At 65.1% G+C, this 18445-nt stretch carries 17 protein-coding genes; 7 read left to right on the forward strand and 10 right to left on the reverse strand.

Annotated features, from left to right (window positions below; translation table 11 throughout):
* Positions 1-7: 7 nt before the first annotated feature.
* The 3 genes from K2W81_RS08210 to K2W81_RS08220 form a co-directional block, all read right to left on the reverse strand.
* Complete coding sequence (locus K2W81_RS08210; RefSeq protein ID WP_294103219.1) at positions 8-958, reverse strand: 2-oxoglutarate and iron-dependent oxygenase domain-containing protein; 951 nt, start codon at positions 956-958, stop codon at positions 8-10.
* A 65-nt stretch (positions 959-1023) separates the two neighbouring features.
* Positions 1024-1464 (reverse strand): hypothetical protein, encoded by a 441-nt coding sequence (locus tag K2W81_RS08215; protein ID WP_294103221.1) that lies wholly within the window; start codon positions 1462-1464, stop codon positions 1024-1026.
* Positions 1465-1569: 105 nt separating this feature from the next.
* A complete protein-coding gene (locus tag K2W81_RS08220; RefSeq protein ID WP_294103223.1) occupies positions 1570-2040 on the reverse strand; it encodes a hypothetical protein in 471 nt (156 codons plus the stop codon).
* Between the two features lie 88 nt (positions 2041-2128).
* On the opposite strand from K2W81_RS08220, the gene K2W81_RS08225 reads away from it, so the two are divergent.
* From K2W81_RS08225 to K2W81_RS08240, 4 genes are all read left to right on the forward strand, one after another.
* Positions 2129-3394, forward strand: a complete 1266-nt coding sequence (locus tag K2W81_RS08225) for a multidrug effflux MFS transporter (protein WP_366932225.1) — start codon at positions 2129-2131, stop codon at positions 3392-3394.
* 85 nt (positions 3395-3479) lie between these two features.
* Positions 3480-3821, forward strand: coding sequence for a DNA primase (locus tag K2W81_RS08230; RefSeq protein WP_294103225.1), 342 nt, complete (start codon positions 3480-3482; stop codon positions 3819-3821).
* 143 nt (positions 3822-3964) lie between these two features.
* Complete coding sequence (locus K2W81_RS08235) at positions 3965-4378, forward strand: biopolymer transporter ExbD (RefSeq protein WP_294103227.1); 414 nt, start codon at positions 3965-3967, stop codon at positions 4376-4378.
* A gap of 61 nt (positions 4379-4439) precedes the next feature.
* On the forward strand, positions 4440-4913 hold the full coding sequence (locus K2W81_RS08240; protein ID WP_294103229.1) for a cytochrome c: 474 nt from the start codon (positions 4440-4442) through the stop codon (positions 4911-4913).
* Positions 4914-4931: 18 nt separating this feature from the next.
* Here K2W81_RS08240 and K2W81_RS08245 read toward each other — a convergent pair whose 3' ends face one another.
* The 5 genes from K2W81_RS08245 to K2W81_RS08265 all read right to left on the reverse strand — a co-directional run bounded on the left by K2W81_RS08245 (position 4932) and on the right by K2W81_RS08265 (position 11244).
* Entirely contained in the window at positions 4932-5252 is a 321-nt protein-coding gene (locus K2W81_RS08245; RefSeq protein ID WP_294103231.1) for a PilZ domain-containing protein, read from the reverse strand.
* 146 nt (positions 5253-5398) lie between these two features.
* Positions 5399-6094, reverse strand: coding sequence for a Crp/Fnr family transcriptional regulator (locus K2W81_RS08250; RefSeq protein WP_294103233.1), 696 nt, complete (start codon positions 6092-6094; stop codon positions 5399-5401).
* Positions 6095-6197: 103 nt separating this feature from the next.
* Positions 6198-8882 carry a bifunctional YncE family protein/alkaline phosphatase family protein gene (locus K2W81_RS08255; protein ID WP_294103234.1) on the reverse strand — a complete coding sequence of 895 codons (2685 nt, stop codon included), beginning with the start codon at positions 8880-8882 and terminating at the stop codon, positions 6198-6200.
* Between the two features lie 127 nt (positions 8883-9009).
* On the reverse strand, positions 9010-9792 hold the full coding sequence (locus K2W81_RS08260; protein WP_294103235.1) for an arginyltransferase: 783 nt from the start codon (positions 9790-9792) through the stop codon (positions 9010-9012).
* Between the two features lie 228 nt (positions 9793-10020).
* Complete coding sequence (locus tag K2W81_RS08265; protein WP_294103237.1) at positions 10021-11244, reverse strand: threonine ammonia-lyase; 1224 nt, start codon at positions 11242-11244, stop codon at positions 10021-10023.
* A gap of 151 nt (positions 11245-11395) precedes the next feature.
* Here K2W81_RS08265 and K2W81_RS08270 point away from each other — a divergent pair, with 151 nt between their 5' ends.
* Complete coding sequence (locus K2W81_RS08270) at positions 11396-13036, forward strand: amidohydrolase family protein (RefSeq protein WP_294103238.1); 1641 nt, start codon at positions 11396-11398, stop codon at positions 13034-13036.
* 152 nt (positions 13037-13188) lie between these two features.
* The gene (locus K2W81_RS08275; protein WP_294103239.1) at positions 13189-15657 is read left to right on the forward strand and encodes an alkaline phosphatase PhoX; all 2469 of its coding nucleotides are present in this window, start codon (positions 13189-13191) and stop codon (positions 15655-15657) included.
* A gap of 130 nt (positions 15658-15787) precedes the next feature.
* On the opposite strand, the gene ctrA is transcribed toward K2W81_RS08275, so the two are convergent.
* Positions 15788-16489 carry a response regulator transcription factor CtrA gene (gene ctrA, locus K2W81_RS08280; RefSeq protein WP_294103248.1) on the reverse strand — a complete coding sequence of 234 codons (702 nt, stop codon included), beginning with the start codon at positions 16487-16489 and terminating at the stop codon, positions 15788-15790.
* Positions 16490-16601: 112 nt separating this feature from the next.
* On the reverse strand, positions 16602-17534 hold the full coding sequence (locus tag K2W81_RS08285) for a LysR family transcriptional regulator (protein ID WP_294103240.1): 933 nt from the start codon (positions 17532-17534) through the stop codon (positions 16602-16604).
* Between the two features lie 110 nt (positions 17535-17644).
* Between K2W81_RS08285 and K2W81_RS08290 the strand changes: the two genes are divergently transcribed.
* Positions 17645-18364 (forward strand): pirin family protein, encoded by a 720-nt coding sequence (locus K2W81_RS08290; RefSeq protein ID WP_294103242.1) that lies wholly within the window; start codon positions 17645-17647, stop codon positions 18362-18364.
* Positions 18365-18445 lie beyond the last annotated feature (81 nt).

Below are 18445 nucleotides of genomic sequence, written 5' to 3' on the forward strand. Positions count from 1 at the left end.
CGCGGGGTCAAGCCTTGACGAGCCCAATCTCGACCAGCCGCTCGTGCAGATAATCATGCGCGGTGATCGGGGTGGGGTAGCGGTTGGGATTGGCCGCGCTCACGCACCCAGGCAGCGTCTCGATCAGGAAATCGGGCGCGGGGTGGAGGAAGAAGGGCATTGAATAGCGCGACGACCCGCGCCGTTCGGGCGGCGGGTTGACGACGCGGTGGGTGGTCGACGGCAGGACATGGTTGGTCAGCCGCTGGAGCATGTCGCCGACATTGACGACGAGCGCACCCTCGGGCGGCTTCACCGCGAGCCAGCGCCCGTCACGGTCGAGCAGCTCGAGCCCCGCTTCCTCGGCGCCGAGCAGGAGGGTGATGAGGTTGATGTCCTCATGCGCCCCGGCCCGCACGCCTTCTGCATCGGCGGGGATCGGCGGATAATGGAGCAGCCGCAGGATCGAATTGCCATCCTTCACCGCCGGGTCGAACCAGTCGGGCGCAAGGCCCAGATGGCGCGCGATGGCGGACAGGATGACGTCGCCAGCGCGGTCGAAGGCGGCGAACAGCTCGGTGAAGGTATCGCGGAATCCCTCGGGCCGGGTCGGCCAGATGTTGGGCGGCATCACGGCTTCGAAGGCGTGCCCGGCGGGCAGTGGGCGCCCGACGTGCCAGAATTCCTTCAGGTCGACCGCGCTCGCGCCCTTTGCGATCTCGGTCTTGAACGGGGTGTAGCCGCGCTGGCCGCCCCCGGCGGGGGTGAAATAGCCGCGCTTCTCGGCTTCGGGCAGCTCGAAGAAGGCCTTGGTCTCGGCCCAGGCACGGTCGACCAGATCAGCGGGCACACCGTGATCGGCGACGACGGCAAAGCCGAAGCGTTCGAACGACGCACCGATCGCTGCGGCAAAGCCATCGGGGTCGTCGCGGTCTTGGCGAAGCGACAGCGTGGGAATCTGGTCGAGCGTATCGAGCATGGCGTGGCGTCCGAAAGAGTGGGTAGCCGACACAATAGGGCGCCCGACCCCGAGCCGCCAGACCCTCAGCTCTTGCTGGCGACGCCCATCGCGTTGCCACCCGGCGCGTCGGTCAGGTCGAGCCGGAATGGCTTGCCGTGATCGTCGGTGCCGACCAGGCTATTGCCTTCGGCGCGCAGCTTATAACCCGCCTTGCCGAGTTCGCTCGCATACCAGGCGCGCAGCTTGGCGGGCGGGGCAGGGCTCCAGAAGCTGAAGCTGGTCATGTCGTCGGGTTCGTGCGGCATGATCTTGCTCGCCTCGACCAGCTTCGATCCAGGATAGAGCGCGAATTTGGCCATGTCGGCCATGCTGCCGTCGGGCATTGGCATGGGCATGGTCGTCGCGTTGGCGACCATCGTGTCGTTTATGTCGGCGAGCGCGCTGCGATCGGTCGGCTCGGGCGCAGCGCCGCAACCGGCAAGGGTGAGGGCAAGCGCAAGGGCGGCAAGCGGCAAACGGGTCATGGCAAGCGCTCCGAGAGGGGGTGATCCCCCTAGTCCCCCCGCGATGCGCTCCACGTCAAGCGACGGGACGCGACGGGACCGATGTGGGAGAATAAGCGACCGCGACTAGCTACCCGCCGTGACCACGCCCTTGCTCTTGCCCGCGCCTGCGGGTTCGAAGTCGATGCGGAACGGCTTTTTCTCGTCGTCGGTACCGATCAGGCTATTGCCTTGCGCCCTGAGCGTGAAATTGGCCTTGCCGAGCCGCTCGGCTAACCAGTCGCGCACGGTTGCGGGATCAGCGGGACTGTCGAAGCCGATGCGCACCTTGCCATTGCCTTTGTCACCGTCGCCCGACGCGTCGAGGTTGAAGCTGCTGACGGTCGATCCTGGATAGAGATGGACGCCGTTGAACTCGACATTGCTGGCGTCGAGCTTGAGCTTGGGCAGCTTCACATTGCCCGAAAAGCCCGGCACGTTGATCGCAAAATTGCCGTCGGTGCCGTTGCCGCTAAAGCTGATCGCGCTGTCGCCCTCCTTGTCGCCGCAAGCAGCGAGCGGGGCGGCCAGCAAGGCAAGCAGAACAAGTGCGCGCATCGGAAGCCTTTCGAAGGTGATATACAACGATAATACGCGCTGCCGGTGAACGCGTCAATCGCGCTTGGTGCAGCGCAGCGATTAGCGAGTGACGCATCGCCCCCAATCGGGCATGGCCGCGCCGATGAACGCTCCCGATGCCATTGACCAGGAACAGCGCGCGCCCATCGGCTTTGTGGAGTTCGTCGCGCTCGTCGCCTCGCTGATGGCCCTCACCGCGCTTGGCATCGATTCGATGCTGCCCGCCTTGCCGGCGATCGGCACGGCGCTGGGCGTGGCGAGCGAGAATGAGCGGCAATTCGTGATCAGTTCCTTTTTGCTCGGATTCGGGCTGGCACAGCTCGTCCATGGCCCGCTTGCTGATCGCTATGGGCGCCGCCCGGTGTTGCTGATCGCGCTGGCGGGCTATGTCGTCGCCAATCTGGTGGCGGCGTTTTCGAGCAGCTTCATGCTGCTGCTGGTCGCGCGCTTCGCGAGCGGGCTGGCGATTGCCGCGTCGCGGGTGGTGACGGTGGCGCTGGTGCGCGATTGCTATTCGGGCCGGGCGATGGCGCGGGTCATGAGCCTCGCCTTCATGGTGTTCATGGCCGCGCCGGTTCTGGCGCCGTCGTTCGGCCAGCTGATCCTGTTGTTCGGTAGCTGGCGGCTGATCTTCGTGCTGATCGCGGTGGTGAGCGCCGGCGTGCTGGCGTGGTTTGCGATCCGCATGCCCGAAACGCTCGCGCCCGAGCAGCGCCACCCGCTGTCGATCGAGCGGCTGATGTCGGACTGGCGCGTCACGCTGACCGATCGCGCGTCGATTGGCTATACGCTCGCCGCGACCGCACTGCTCGGCGCGCTTTATGGCTTTATCAATTCGGTGCAGCAGATCGTCGCCGCGCTGACGGGCAGCGATGATCTGCTCGTGCCGGTGTTCATCGGGGTGGCGAGCATGATGGCGCTCGCGAACCTCATCAATTCGCGGATCGTGATCCGGCTCGGCACGCGGCGGATATCGCACAGCGCGCTTGCCGCTTTCATCGTGCTGGCTGGCGTGCATCTGGTCGTCGCGGCGACGGGGCATGAGACGATCTGGACCTTTGCCATCCTGCAATCGCTGGCAATGGCGTGCTTTGGCCTTGCGAGCGCCAATTTCTCGGCAATGGCGATGGAGAATATGGGCGCGATCGCCGGAACCGCGTCGAGCGTGCAGGGCTTCATCACCGTCACCATCGGCGCGGTGGTCGGCGCGCTGATCGGCCAGCGTTTCGACGGGACGACGGTGCCGCTCTACCTTGGCTTTTTCGTCGCTTCGCTGCTCGCCTTTGTCATCATCGCGATCGTCGAGCGCGGGCGGATGTTCCGACCCAGCTGACCGTCATCACAGAGTCGCGGGAACCGGGGATCATCGCAGCCGTTGGCGGAGTCGGTCCGCAAACAAGCGGCGAAGGAGACGGGAAATGAGCATCGGTGGCGTGCAAATTGCCGGAGACGGCCCGGCAGGCGAAGGCTTTGACGAAGACGGCTATGACGAAAGCCAACGCGCTGAAATCCTTGAGGTGACGCGCGACGGACCAAGCGATGGCACGGTCCTGACCGGCCTCGCGCCCGACATGGGCCCTGATGAAGACGACGCCGACGAAGACGAGGATGCGGTTGGCGATGACGACACGGCGTCGGATGACGATGACGATGACGACGATGATGATGTCGACGGCGATGATGACGATGATGACGACGATGACGATGATGCTGACGACGACGCCGTCGAGGGCGATGTCGCCGATGATGACGACGACTGATTAAGTGCCCGAACCCGCGCCCCGACCGCGATGATCGGGGCGCGGCTTTCGTTACCCCGCCCGCTCCACCAACAACCGCGATTTCAGGTTGCCAAGGGTTTCAATGATTGTATGTTACATCATCACACAGGAGGCTGGCGACCATGGCGACGCGATATTTCTCCCCTGCTGATCCCGAGCCGATGACGGCGATCAACATCACCCCGCTCATCGACGTGCTGCTGGTGCTGTTGATCATGCTGATCATCACGCTGCCGATCGTCACGCACAAAGTGCCGCTCGATCTGCCGCAGCCAGGGGCGCCGCCCGTCAATGCGCCGCAGCATCGGCTCGACCTTGGCAGTGATGGCACGGTAAGGATCGACGGCGTGGGCGTGAGCGACGCAGCCCTGCCCGCGCGGCTTCACACGATCGCCCGGCGCGGCGATGCGCTGGTGGTGGCGGCCGCTGGCGATGCGCGTTATGCGCGGTTCGACAGCCTGCTCGCGACGATCAAGCGCGCGGGGATCACGAAGCTTGGTTTCGCCGACAACGCGCAGTTCGTGCCCGTCAGCTAGCGCGCGGTCTTGCCGATCGGGCGCGGTCGGCATAGCCTGAGCCCGTCACCGATTTGGGAGAATGCCGATGCGCGTCCTGTTCGCTCTGTCCGCCGCTGCCCTTGTGCTCGGCATTGCCACCAACAGCATGGCGCGCCCCGCCGAAGCGACCCCGAGCGCGGACGCGCTGGTCGCTGCGCGGCAGGCCGCATTCCGGCTCAACCTTGCCAGCTTCTTGGCGATCAAGGCCGCGATTGCGCGTGGTGATGATGTGAAGACGCTGGCGTTGCCGTCGGGCGCGATTGCCGGCTGGGGGCGGGCCTTGCCCGGCCTGTTCCCGGCAGGCAGCACCACGCCGAAATCTGAAGCGCTACCGATCGTCTGGAGCGACCGCGCCGGGTTCGAAGCCGCCGCCGCCACGATGGCGACCGAGGCGGCCAAGCTTAACGCGCTCGCCAAGGCCGGGGACAGCGCCGGATTTGCGGCGCAATATGCGGTATTGGGCGGCACCTGCGCGGCGTGCCACACCAAATACAAGGCCGAAGAAAAGCACTGACGGCGCGGAAGCGCCCAATCAGCGTACCCGGGCGGCGGCGGCGACGTGATCGAGCACGGCCGGGTGCAACGGTTGATTGAAGCGAATACCGCTTTGGTCGCCGCGCGCCCACATCACCGTGGCTTCAATCGGGGCGAGATGGCCGAAACGGACCCACACCGGCTTGCCCGTGCGCAGGAAGATGTTGGAGACTTGGCAGCCTTGGCGCGACAGATCGTTGATCACGGCGTCATGCGCCGTCGCGCTGCGCTCTCGGATTGACGCGACCATCATCACCCGCGCCCGCTCACCTTCGCGGCGTTGATGATCAAGCGGGGGCAGGAAGGCGGGGGGGGGCATCGACGTGCGCCTTACCGGGCGCCAGCGACGCAGCACGCCACGACGCGGTGCAGAAGCGCCGACCCCGATATCAAATAGCATGCCATTGACGCTGCCCGGACTTATTTCGAGAAGCTTAATTTTAGCGCCCAAATCTTAAAGACCGGTTAGCGCCCGCCTCTGGGTTTGGCGGATTTATCGCGCGCGAACGCTTCGAGGATCGCCCGGTCGCGGATCGCGATATGGCCGCGCGTACACCGCAGCGCGCGCTCGCCTTCAAGAATGTGCAGGCAATCGGTGATCGTCGCGCGCCGCAGGTTGAGCAGCACGCCCAATTCGCTGTGCTTGATCGCAATTTCATCGCCATCGATCCGGTCGTGGAGCATCAGCAACCAACGGGCCAGCCGCCGTTCGGCCGGATCGCACGCAGTCGACACGATCGTGTCGCTGAGCTGCTCCACAAATTGCCCCATACAGCGCAGCAGATCGGCAAGGAGTGTCGGGCTGGCGCGGCACGCCGCACGCAGCCGCGTCGTCGGGATCGACAGCACGGTTCCGCCCTGTAGTAGCGCCACGGCGCCGTGGTCCGGCATGTCGTTGCCCAGCAACGCCCACCAGCCGACCATCCCTTCGCGCCCGACAAGGCCAACTTGCATCATGCGCCCCGTTGCCGTTGCCGTGCGCAGCCCGATCACCGCCGTTTCGGGAAAGAAGACGTGATCGAGCGGTCGGGTTGGATCGAGCAGTATTTCGCCCCCGCCGACGACATGACGTTGCAGATCGGCGGCGATCAGTTGTGCATCATCGGGGTGCAGCGAACCCAGCAGCGCGTTGCCGCGATCTACCGCTGTGTCCAATGCCATTCGCCCATGCATCTCGGCTCCAATTCTCTTCGAACTGGAATGAGCTACGTGTCCGCTAGCGTGCCGGATGCACTTATGCCGTCAACTGCCCTGGCGAGCGGAGTCATTGCCCCGTCGATAGCCCTTTCGCGAGGACCGCATTGAACGCGGCGGCGTCGTTCTTGTCCTCCGACGACCAATCGAAGTCGCGCGTCTCAGCCGCCCACCACGCGGCGTCGTGGCGGGGCAGCGCAATCGGTCCGGCGGTAGTGCGCGGCGGCAGCGGGAGTTGCGTCGAATAGAGGATATCGGCGGGTGTCGCCTTGAACGACCAGCCCGGCCCCTGCGTCAGGTCGAACAGATCGGCCATTGGTCGAGCACCGCCGTCGAACAAATTGTTCGGCTTCAGCCCCAGCACCGCCTCGATCGTTCGGATCATGTCGACCGTGGTGTAGCGCGTCGAAATCACCGCGCCTTGTTTGACATAAGGTCCGGCGACAAACGCGATCGACCGGTGCGCGTCGACGTGGTCAGGGCCGTCCTGTGCATCGTCTTCGAGCACGAACACCAGCGTGTCCTTGGCGAATTTGCTCTTGGCGATCGCCTCGACGAGCAGGCCAACGGCATAGTCGTTATCGGCCTGCTGCGTTTCGGGCGTGTTGACGCCGCGGATCGCCTTGTCGAACGCGCCCATGTGATCGTTCATGAAGCGCACGAACGACAGCGCGGGCATCGCGCCCTTGGCCTCGAACCCCGCAAATTCGCGCTGCCATTCCTTGAAGCGAAAGAAATCGGGCAACTGGCTGTCGAAGCCCCGGAAATAAGGATCGGTGAGCGGCGTCAGAAACTGGCTGGCCACCACCGCGACGGGGGTCTTGCTCGCAAACGGATCTTCGATCGGAGGGATGCCGCCCTTGTCGGCGGGCAGGTCATAGCGCGTCAGATCGAGGAAGAAGCCATAGTTGCGCACCGATTTGCCCGCGCGGTGGGCAGCGTCCCAGAGATAGCCCAAGCCGCGCTCGTCTTCGGGGCCGTCGACTTCAGCGGCATTGCGGTTGCCTGCGAGGCGATCGTCGTCCTCATCGACTTGCGGATGGGCGGCGCGGCGCGCGGCTTTGTTGCCCGAGACGACGACGTTGCGCTCAGTGCCTTCGCTGTCATAGCTGCCGCCCTTGGCGGCGTAATAGGTGTGGGTGAGCTGTTCATTGACGTCGGTCGCGCGGGCGGCCGTGCTCCACTGCCAGCCGTCGCCCGACACTTCCCCTGACACGCGGAAATCATCGAGCGTGACGAATTGCTCGGCCAGTGCATGCTGGTTGGGCGTCAGCGCGCGACCGAACTGCGCGATGCTGGGGTCGCCATTGCCGCGCGGCAGATCACCGAGCACCTGATCATAGGTGCGGTTTTCTTTCACGATATAGATGACGTGTTTGATGCGTTTGCGCAGCTCGGCCATTCTGAGCGTGTCGGCCCGGCTGGCGGCGGCCCCGATCCGCGCATTGGCGAGCGCGCGCGGCGTGAGCGTGGCGAGCGTCTTGGCCGAAGGAATCGGAATCGTCAGCAGGTGCGATCGGACGAGCTGGAGGATATAGTCGTTGCTCGCACGCCCAACGCCCGGCTTCGCGCAGTCGCCCTGCTGCTTCATCCGGCTCGTCTGCGCGCACCAACCGCGATTGGGACCGGCCTGGCCCTTGGTATCGAGCACGAACAGCCGCTTGGGTGTCCAGGCAACGGCGGCGGGGTACCAGCCGGTCGGGATCAGCCCGGTCAGGCGCGGCTTGGGGCCGGTGAGGCTGATCACCGCGACGGCATTGGTGCCGCCATTGGTGGCGTAAAGCGTGCGCTCATCGCCCGACAGTGTCAGGCTGGTCGGTGTGGCGCCGCGTGGCCGTGTGGGCGTGTTGGGCAGGGTCGGCACGGCTTGGGCGACCACGCCTTTTGCCGCATCAATGATCTCGACCAGATCGGCATTGTCTTCGGTCACGAACAGTCGCTTGCCCGCGCGATCAGTGATGACGCGGTTGGGGACGCCCTTCAGCGCGACGCGACGCAGCACGCGACCAGCGGCGGGATCGACTTCGACCAGCTCGCGGTCGCGCTGGCTCGTTACCCAGAGCGTTTTGCCCGTCGCGGCGATCCAATAAGGCGAAGTCCCACCAGCCTTGCCGCCGCCGGGCCGAAGGTCGATCTCGCGGACGCTAGCCGTCGCCAGATCGACGATCGAAATGCTGTCATTGTGGCGATTGGCGACCGCGAGCTTGCCGCCGCCGTCGAACAGCGCGACCCCGGCGGCGAGCGGCGCGGTACCGATACCGATGCCGACTTTGTGGCCGAGCTTGATCGGCGCGCCCGCTGGTGCCCAGTCATCGCCGGTGCGGGCAAAGGCCTGCACGCTGTCGAACACGCCGAGCGCGGCATAAAGCTTTTGCCCATCGGCGCTCCAGACAATGCCGCCATAGCTCGCCGAAATCGCCAGCGTCGCGGTGCGGCGCGGGGTCGGTCCGGTCACGTCGTAAATCACGATATAGTCGCCGAACGCCTTGGGGCTGACCGGGCCACCCTTGGCATTGAGCAGGCTGTTGGTGCCCGAGGTGATGATCGCCAGCCGCGTGCGGTCGGGCGACAACACCGCATTGGTCGCCCAGCCGAGCCGCAGCGTCGGCATATCGGCCAGCGCGGGGTCGAGCGCGATCATGCTGCTGCCGGGGGCGGCAAGCGGGGTGATGCGCTGGCCCGTCGGCAGGATATCGTCGACGGCGGCCGCCATGCTGCTCGTGGCCAATAGTGCCAGTGCGATTGCGATCCGCATCATCCATCTCCCCTGATCAGGATCACCGCCTGGCATTTGCCGGGTGACGCCTTCGTGAAGCAGCGATAGCGGGTCGGCGTCGGAAAGGCACCCCCGCGAACGGCGGATGCCAGGCTCGCAGAGCGTCCTAAACCAGTTCGTCGGCCACCGCGGGCAGTCGCACCGGCGGGATGTCCTCGTCCTCCAGCAGGCTCCAGCCGGTCGGTCCTAGCGCTTCCATCGGGCGATAGCGCGTCTTGTAGCTCATCCGCGCGCTGCCTTTCACCCAATAGCCCAGATAGACATAGGGCAGACCCGCTGCCCGCGCGCGCAGGATGTGGTCGAGAATGATGAGATTGCCGAGCCCCTGGCGATCCGCCGCATCGGCATCGAAAAAACTATAGATCATCGACAGGCCATCAGCCTGCTGGTCCGTCAGGCACGCGCCCACCAGCCGCCCGCGCCGACCGAAGCGCGCCGGTTCGCGATATTCGATGATATAGGATTTGACTGGCGACTGTTCGACCATGTCGGCATAATCGGTCTCGTCCATCCCGGCCATGCCGCCGCCGGGGTGGCGGCTCGACAGATACCGGCGCAGCAGTTCATATTGCTCGTCGGTTCCCCAGGGCTTGCACGCGGTAACGTCGAGGTCGGCGTGGCGACGGATCAGCTTGCGTTGGGTGGCATTGGGCACGAATTCGTCGGCGACCACGCGCACCGACACACAGGCCGAACAGCCCGCGCAGCTCGGGCGGTAGGCGACGGACTGGCTGCGGCGGAAACCGATTCGGCCAAGCGCATCGTTGAGCTCGGCAGCGTGCGGTCCGGCGAGCTCGGTGAACACCTTGCGCTCCAGCCGCCCCGGCAAATAGGGGCAGGGCGAGGGGCTGGTCACAAAGAATCGCGGAAAGCGAAAAGGCGCAGTCACCGCCGGCTGGTCCTCTCGCGCGACGCCTGCCGACGCGCTTGAACGACGTTATGAATCGTCCGCGTCATGATGAAAAGCCGCTTTACCACGAAAGAGGGTTAACAGAGCTGTGGATAAGCGGCGCCAGGCCCCGTGCACTGGGCCAAGCATAGCCGATTGGTCGCTTCGGCGCACGCGGTGCGCCACTCGGCCTGTCGTTCCGGCGATTCGTTTTGGCTCGGCCGCGCCTCAGGCCAGCTCGATCAGGCTCGCTTCATAGCCCGCCGCGCGCACCGCCGTCAGCAAGCGCTCAAGATGCGCACGGTCGCGCGTCTCGCATTCGATCTCGGTGATCAAGCCCTTGGCGGGGAGCGAGGTGAAGATGCGCTGGTGATAGACTTCCATGATGTTGACGCGCTCGGCATCGAACACCCCCGCCAGCTTGAACAGCGCCCCCGGCTGATCCTGCAACCTGATCTGCACGCGCGCCAGCCGCCCTGAACGCGCGAGATCGCGCACCAGCACATTGGCGAGCAGCCGCGTGTCGATATTGCCGCCACACAGCACCAGCCCGACAGTCTTGCCCTTGAAGCGTTCGGGATGCTGAATCAGCGCCGCGAGGCCAGCGGCGCCAGCGCCTTCGACCACGGTCTTTTCGATCTGGACAAGCAGCGACACCGCTTTTTCGAGGCTGCGTTCGCTCACCAGCACAATGTCGTTGACGAGCAGTTCGACCATGCGACCGGTGATCAGCCCCGGCTCCTTCACCGCAATGCCTTCGGCCAGCGTTTCGCCGCCGCAGGGCAGCTGGCCGTGGTTGACCCGGTTGTGCATCGACGGGAACAGCTCGGCTTCGACGCCAACGACCTCTATCGGGTGGTCCGCCGCGCGCGCGACCACCGCCATCCCGCTGATCAACCCGCCGCCGCCGATGGGGGTGACGAACATGTCGATGTCGGGGGCATCCTCAAGCATTTCGATCGCCGTCGTGCCTTGCCCCGCGATGATGCGCCGGTCGTCAAACGGGTGGACGAAGGTCAGCCCCTGCTCGGCTTCGAGCAAGCGGGCATGGGCATAGGCTTCGTCGAAAGTCTCGCCGACCAGGATGACGTTGGCGCCGTGCCCTTCGGTTTGGGTGACCTTCACGATCGGCGTGGTCGTCGGCATCACGATCGTCGCGGGAATGCCGAGCCGGTGCGCGTGATAGGCCAGACCTTGCGCATGATTGCCTGCCGACGCGGCGATCACCCCCTTGGTCTCGTGCGGCAGCTGGAGCAGCGTGTTGAGCGCGCCGCGTTCCTTATAGGCCGCGGTGAACTGGTGGTTCTCGAACTTCAGATAAACCGTCGCGCCCGTCATCTCCGACAGCGTGCGGCTGACAAGTGTCGGCGTGCGGACGATCGATGGCGCAATACGGGCATGGGCCGCGCGGACATCGTCGATCGATACGGGAAGGTCGGGAATGCTCGCCATGCGCGCCGTCTGGTCCTCAAGCTGCCGGGACTTCGGGTTACAGCCCAAAGGCGGTGGTGGGGCGGGGGCCTAGACCATCTGGCGCCACGGGGGAACAGTGCTTATGCGCAATGGCTGGCGGCTCAGTCGGTGCGCCCGGGAGATGACCTGAATGAAGAAGCTGTTCGCGCTTGCCGCGCTGTTGCTCGCCGCCCCCGCTTATGCCGACGCACTGGTCGACAATGTCGACGGGATTACGCTCGACGAACGTGGCACGCCCGTGCGCTTCACCGGCATTGTCGTGTCGAGCGACGGCAAGGTTGTGCGGCTGCTGAAGGACGGCGACAAACGCCCCGACCGGCTCGATTGGCGCGCGGACATGAAGGGCAAGGTGCTGCTCCCCGGCTTCGTCGACGCACATGGCCATGTGATGGAATTGGGATTTCGCGCGCTCGAACTCGACCTGTCCGACACCAAGACGCTTGATGAGGCGAAGGCAAAGATCGCCGCTTATGTTGCCGCCAATCCCGAGCGCAACTGGATATTGGGCGGCGGGTGGAATCAGGAGAAATGGGGCCTGGGCCGCTTTCCCACTGCCGCCGATCTCGACGCAGTGGTGAGCGATCGGCCAGTGTGGCTGGCGCGCGCTGACGGCCATGCGAGCTGGGCTAACAGTGCGGCGATGAAAGCCGCGGGCGTGACCGCCAAGAGCGAAACGCCGGCCGGCGGGCGGATCGAAAAGACCGGCGCTGAGCCGAGTGGCGTGTTCGTCGATTCCGCCCAGGCGCTGGTGCGCCGGGCGGTGCCCGTGCCGCTCCCGAAGGAACAGACGCTCGCTTTCTATAAGGCGCAGGAAATCCTGCTCGGCTTTGGTATCACCGCAACCGCCGACATGGGCACGACGGTCGACGAGTGGCTCACCTATCGGCGTGTCGGCGATGCGGGTGGACTGCGTGTGCGGATCATGAGCTATGGCGCGGGCGTCGATGACACGATCCGCATCGGCGGCGCCGGGCCGACGCCGTGGCTGTATCAGGGGCGACTGAAGCTCAACGGCGTCAAACTCTACACCGATGGCGCGCTCGGCTCGCGCGGGGCGTGGCTGAAGGCGCCCTATAGCGATGCTGCTAACCAGACAGGCGCGGGTTTCCTGAGCGATGCCCAGCTCCGCAACCTGATGAGCCGCGCCGCGATGGACGGCTATCAGGTCGCGGTGCATGCCATCGGCGACCGCGCCAATGCGCAAATACTCGGCGCGATCGACGAACTTGCGGAAACCTACAAAGGCGACCGGCGCTGGCGGATCGAGCATGCCCAGATCGTCGATGCCGCCGATCTACCGCTCTTCGCGCGCCACGGCATCATCGCGTCGATGCAGCCGGTGCACCAGACCAGCGACCGGATCATGGCCGAGGCGCGGCTGGGCGCCGATCGGCTGGTCGGCGCCTATGCCTGGGCGACCATGCTGAAGGAAGGTGTGCCGCTGGCGTTCGGCACCGATTATCCGGTCGAAAGCCCCGATCCCTTCGCGGGCTGGGCGGCGGGCTTCACCCGCACCGATGCCGAGGGGCAGCCGTTCGGCGGCTGGCAGCCGCAGGAACGGTTGACGCGCGAACAGGCTTGGAAAGCCTATACCATCGATGCTGCCTATGCGGGCTTTGCCGAGGCGCAATTCGGGCGGCTGGCGCCGGGCCAATATGCCGATTTCATCATCGTCGACCGCGATCCGACGGCGGTATCGGCCAGCGATCTCCGCGCGACCCAGGTCGAGCAGACGTGGATCGGCGGCGCGAAAGTTTGGCAGCGTCGGTGACCACCATGCGCGCCGGCGTGTTGAAACATTAACGACGCTTAACATTCATTAATACGTCATCGAACTTCCATCAAAGCGTCCGATTGGACGCGCAATAGCGTTGGCGATTGTCAACGCGAGCGCGGACTCGCGCAGCGCCAATGGGGGTTACCATGACCGAATCGATGAGCGTTTCCTTTAGCTACGACGATGGTGACGTCGATACCAATCGCACCGAAAATCCCTCGCTGGATGCGATGATCGATGCCCGCTATTCGCGGCGTGATGCGCTGCGCAGTGGTGCGTCGGCCGCAGCGATTGCGGTATTCGGTGGCTCGGTGCTGACGGCATGCAGCCCCAGCTCGTCGACCCCCACCGCCACTGATCCGGGCCCGGTCGTTACTTTTGGTTCGTCGGGCAACACCTCGGCTGGGCGCGTCGTCACGCTCACCGGGACCGCTACCGATAACGGCAGCATCGCGTCGCAGAGCGTGTTCCAGCTTTCGGGGCCAGCCGTGACGCTGATCCCGGGTGCGACCGCAAACGTGTTCACCTTCATCTCGCCCGCAGTGTCGGTCGCGACGCCGCTGGTTTTCCGCTACCAGGCGAACGACAATATCGGTCAGGCGAGCAGTGCCGACACGACGATCACTGTGTCGCCCGCGCAGATCGGCTTCAACGCCATCGCGAAGAATTTGCTCGACGTGGTCACCGTCCCCGCCGGTTATACTGTGACCGTGCTGTATCGCCTCGGTGACCCGATCAATGCGAGCACGGCCGCGTTTCGCAACGATGGCACCGACAATGATTATGGCGCGCGCTGCGGCGATCACGGCGACGCGCTCTATTATTATGGTCTCAATGCGGCCGGCACAGCGCGCGACGATACCAACAACAGCCGCGGACTGCTCGTGATGAACCACGAGAATATCAACCAGCAGTATCTGCACCCGACCGGCCCGACGTCGGTCAGCGGCGCCCGCCCCGAAAGCGAAGCGATCCGGGAAATTGAGTGTCACGGGCTCAGCGTGATCGAAGTCACGCGCAGCGCCGCTGGCGCCTGGAGCTACACGATCGGCAGCAGCTTCAACCGCCGCATCACGCCGCAGACGCCGATGACGTTCCGCGGGCCGGCTGCTGGCAACATGCAGCTTCGCACCGTGTTTTCGCCCACCGGCATGAACGGTCGCGGCACGATCAACAACTGCGCCAACGGCTACACGCCTTGGGCCACCAACCTGACGTGTGAGGAAAACTGGGCCGGTTATTTCCGCCGTCCGCCCGCCACCGACAACCCGCTGCGCACGGCCCGGGAAGTCACCGCGCTCACGCGCAATGGCGTGACGAGCAACACGGGGAATTATGGCTGGTCGACGGTGGTGCCCGCCGTTTCCACCAGCACCATCTATCGCCGCTGGAATGCGCAAGTCACCGGCGCGACCGCGACCGACGATTATCGCAACGAGCCCAACCAGTTCGGCTGGGTCGTCGAAATCGACCCTTATGACCCCACCAGCACCCCGCGCAAGCGCACCGCGCTCGGTCGCTTCAACCACGAAGGGGCCTGGCCGTCGAACTTCGTCGCCGGTCGTCGTCCCGCCTGGTACATGGGCGACGATGCCCAGAACGAGTATCTGTACAAGTTCGTATCGGCGACGCCTTGGGCCCCTGCCGATGCGCAGTCGGCCGATCGCCTCGCGATCGGTGACAGATATCTCGACTCGGGCACGCTTTACGTGGCGATCTTCCAGCCCGACGGCACGGGCACCTGGGCCGCACTGACGTTCGGCAACGGCCCGCTGACGGCGGCCAACGCGACATATTCGTTTGCGGATCAGGCCGATGTTCTGATCAACGCGCGCCTTGCCGCCGACGCCCTTGGCGCCACGCGGATGGATCGCCCCGAGTGGACCGCCGTCAATCCGGTAACCGGCGAGATGTACCTCACGCTGACCAACAATGCCTCGCGTACCCCGGCAACCACCAACGCCGCCAACCCGCGCGCCTATGTCGATCCGCCGAGCACGGCGGTCGGCAATCGCAACGGCCACATCCTGCGCCTGCGCGAAATTGGCGATAACTCGGAATCGGTCGGTTTTACGTGGGACATTTACCTGTTCGCTGCGGGATCGGACCTGAATCCGACCAACATCAACCTGTCTGGCCTCGACGCGACCAACGACTTCTCGTCGCCTGACGGTCTGTGGTTCGGGCGTCCGTCGAACGCATCGGGCCAGATCAATCCGTTCCTCTGGATCCAGACTGACGACAACGCCTTCCGTGACGTGACCAACAACCAGATGCTGCTCGCCATTCCCGGCACGGTGAACGACGGCGGCACACGCACCATCACCAATTCGGGCGGCAGCACGCAGGCGACGCGTGTCGGTCGGGCGCCCGGCACCCAACTCCGCCGCTTCCTTGTCGGTCCGATCGATTGCGAGATCACCGGCATTGATTCGACCCCCGATGGCCGCACGCTGTTCGTCAACATCCAGCACCCCGGCGAAAACGGTACGACTGCCGCACCGTCGAGCGGCTGGCCGGCGACGCAGGCGACCGGTACTGCGGCTGCTGGCACGCGGCCGCGTTCGGCCACGATCGTCATCACCAAGAACGACGGCGGTATCGTCGGTCTCTGATTATCCCCCGAGCCTTGGCGGGAGGTCGCAGCTGCGGCCTCCCGTTTTTTATGGCCGCTGCGCGCGACACGAAAAGGCCCGCGACCTCCCCTGAGATCGCAGGCCTTTTGCCCCCTCGAGCTTTAGCCGATCAGGCGACCTTGGTGGCGCTCACTTCGTCGGGCTCGCGCAGCACATAGCCCCGGCCCCAGACGGTCTCGATGTAGTTTTCGCCGTCGCACGCCATGCCGAGCTTCTTGCGCAGCTTGCAGATGAAGACGTCGATGATCTTGAGTTCGGGCTCGTCCATCCCGCCATAAAGGTGGTTGAGGAACATTTCCTTCGTCAGCGTGGTGCCCTTGCGCAAGCTCAGCAGCTCGAGCATCGCATATTCCTTGCCGGTCAGATGGACGCGCGCGCCGTCGACTTCGACGGTCTTGGCGTCGAGGTTGACCGCGAGCTTGCCGGTGCGGATCATGCTCTGCGAATGCCCCTTGGAGCGGCGCACCACGGCGTGGATGCGCGCGACCAGTTCTTCGCGGTGGAAGGGTTTGGTGACATAATCGTCAGCGCCGAAGCCGAAGCTGCGGACCTTTGAATCCATTTCGGCATTGCCCGACAGGATCAGCACCGGCGTCTGCACGCGGGCGACGCGGAGCTTTTTGAGCACGTCATAGCCGTGCATGTCGGGCAGGTTCAGATCCAGACAGATGATGTCGTAATCATAGAGCTTGCCCAGATCGAGGCCTTCCTCGCCCAGATCGGTGGTATAAACATTGAAGCCCTCGCCTGAGAGCATCAGTTCAATCGCCTTCGCCGTCGTCGGCTCGTCCTCGATCAGCAGCACGCGCATCTGGCTTTCCCCCTGTTGCAGCGCCGCGCCTTCCTGTTCGGCGCGCCGCTCACGGTACAGCATTAACCAAACAACGGATGAAGGCAAAAGGTTAATTTGTGATTAATCGGCCTCAATCCACGAGTCGCGCCGAGTCAATGCGCGGTTCGGGCGGGCATTGGCGGCGGATCTCCTCGGTAAGGAAGCTTATCAAAGCTTCAACGCGGGCGGGCCGCAGCGTGCCCGGCGGGGTCATCAAATGCAGCCCAATCGGCGTGCTGTGCCAGTCGGTGAGGATCGGCTCGACCGTCCCGGCGGCGATGTCGCGGGCGATGATGAAGTCGGGCAGCACGGCAATCCCCAGCCCGGCGCGCAGTGCGGGCAAGATCGCTTCGCCGCTGTTGGCGCCGAGCGGCCCGGCGAAACGCACCGCGACTTCGGCGCCGCCGGGGCCGCGCAGGTGGAGCGGGCCGCTCGCGTTGGTGTAGCCGAGCAGCCGATGCTCGCCGAGCTGACCGGCATGGGTCGGGCGGCCATAGCGGGCCAGATAGGCAGGCGCGGCGATGATGTGCATCGCGACCGGGCCCAGCCGCCGCGCGCGCAGCGAACTGTCAGGCAGGCTGCCGATGCGCAGCGCAATGTCGAACCCTTCCGCGACGATATCGGTAACCGCGTCGGACAGGTCGAGTTCGATCTCGATCCGGTCATGCTCGGCGAGGAATCGCGCCAGCAGCGGCGCGACATGCGCGAGGCCAAAGCTCATCGGTGCGCTCACTCGCACGCGCCCGGCGAGCGCCGCAGCGCCATCGTTCGCGGCTTCCTCCGCCGCGCGCGCTTCGGCGAGGATGCGCTGCGCGTGGTCGGCCAGTGTCCGCCCGCTTTCGGTGAGCGCGAGGCGGCGTGAGGTGCGGTGGAACAGCCCGGTGCCAAGCTGCGCTTCGAGCCGCGTGATCGCTTTCGACACGGTCGCTTTCGACAGGCCAATCGCATCGGCGGCGCCGCTGAACGACTTATGTTCGACCACACAAGCGAAGATCGCCCAGGCTTCGAGATCGGGTAACCGCATTGCCTTCTCCTCTTGGTCACCACTCTATCAATCGAAACGATAGGTTTCCACCGTTTCCATTTACGCCGTAATCAAATCACCTATCTTGGCGGCAACAAAGGAGACCCACGATGACCGCGACCATCCAATCGACCATCGACCGCCGCCCGTTCGCCAGCCTGGGCCATGCCGATCATGGCTGGCTCAATGCCCGGCATCACTTCTCGTTCGCCGACTATTATGACCCTGCTCGCATGGGCTGGGGTGCGATCCGCGTTTGGAACGACGACGAAATCGCCGCCAACAGCGGCTTTCCGCCGCACCCCCACCGCGACATGGAAATCATCACCTATGTCCGCTCGGGCGCGATCACCCATCAGGACTCGATGGGCAACAAGGGCCGCACGGAGGCTGGTGACGTCCAAGTGATGAGCGCCGGCATCGGGGTGCGCCACAGCGAGTATAACCTTGAGCCCGAAACCACGCGCATCTTCCAGATCTGGATCGAGCCCAAGCGGCTCGGCGGCAATCCCAGCTGGGGCGCGAAGCCCTTCCCCAAGGCCGATCGCAGCGGCAAGTTCGTCACGCTCGCCAGCGGTTTCGCCGAGGATGAAGGCGCGCTCCCCATCCGCGCCGATGCCCGGGTGCTTGCGGCGACGGTGCAGGCGGGCGAGACGATCCGCTATGCAATCGGCGAAGGGCGCCACGCCTATCTCGTCCCGGCACGCGGCACGATCGAGATCGACGGCGAGCGGGTCGATGCGCGCGACGGCGCCGCCATCTTCGGCGGGCGCACGATCACGGTGACAGCGATTGACGACGCCGAAGTCGTCCTCGTCGACAGCGAATGAACAAGCCTGTCAACCGGCGCGGGATGTTGACCCCTTATCGGCGCCCAACATTGACCCCGCTATGGCGAGCATGATGGTGGA

It is taken from the genome of Sphingomonas sp. (assembly GCF_019749955.1).
Classification (GTDB): Bacteria; Pseudomonadota; Alphaproteobacteria; order Sphingomonadales; family Sphingomonadaceae; genus Sphingomonas.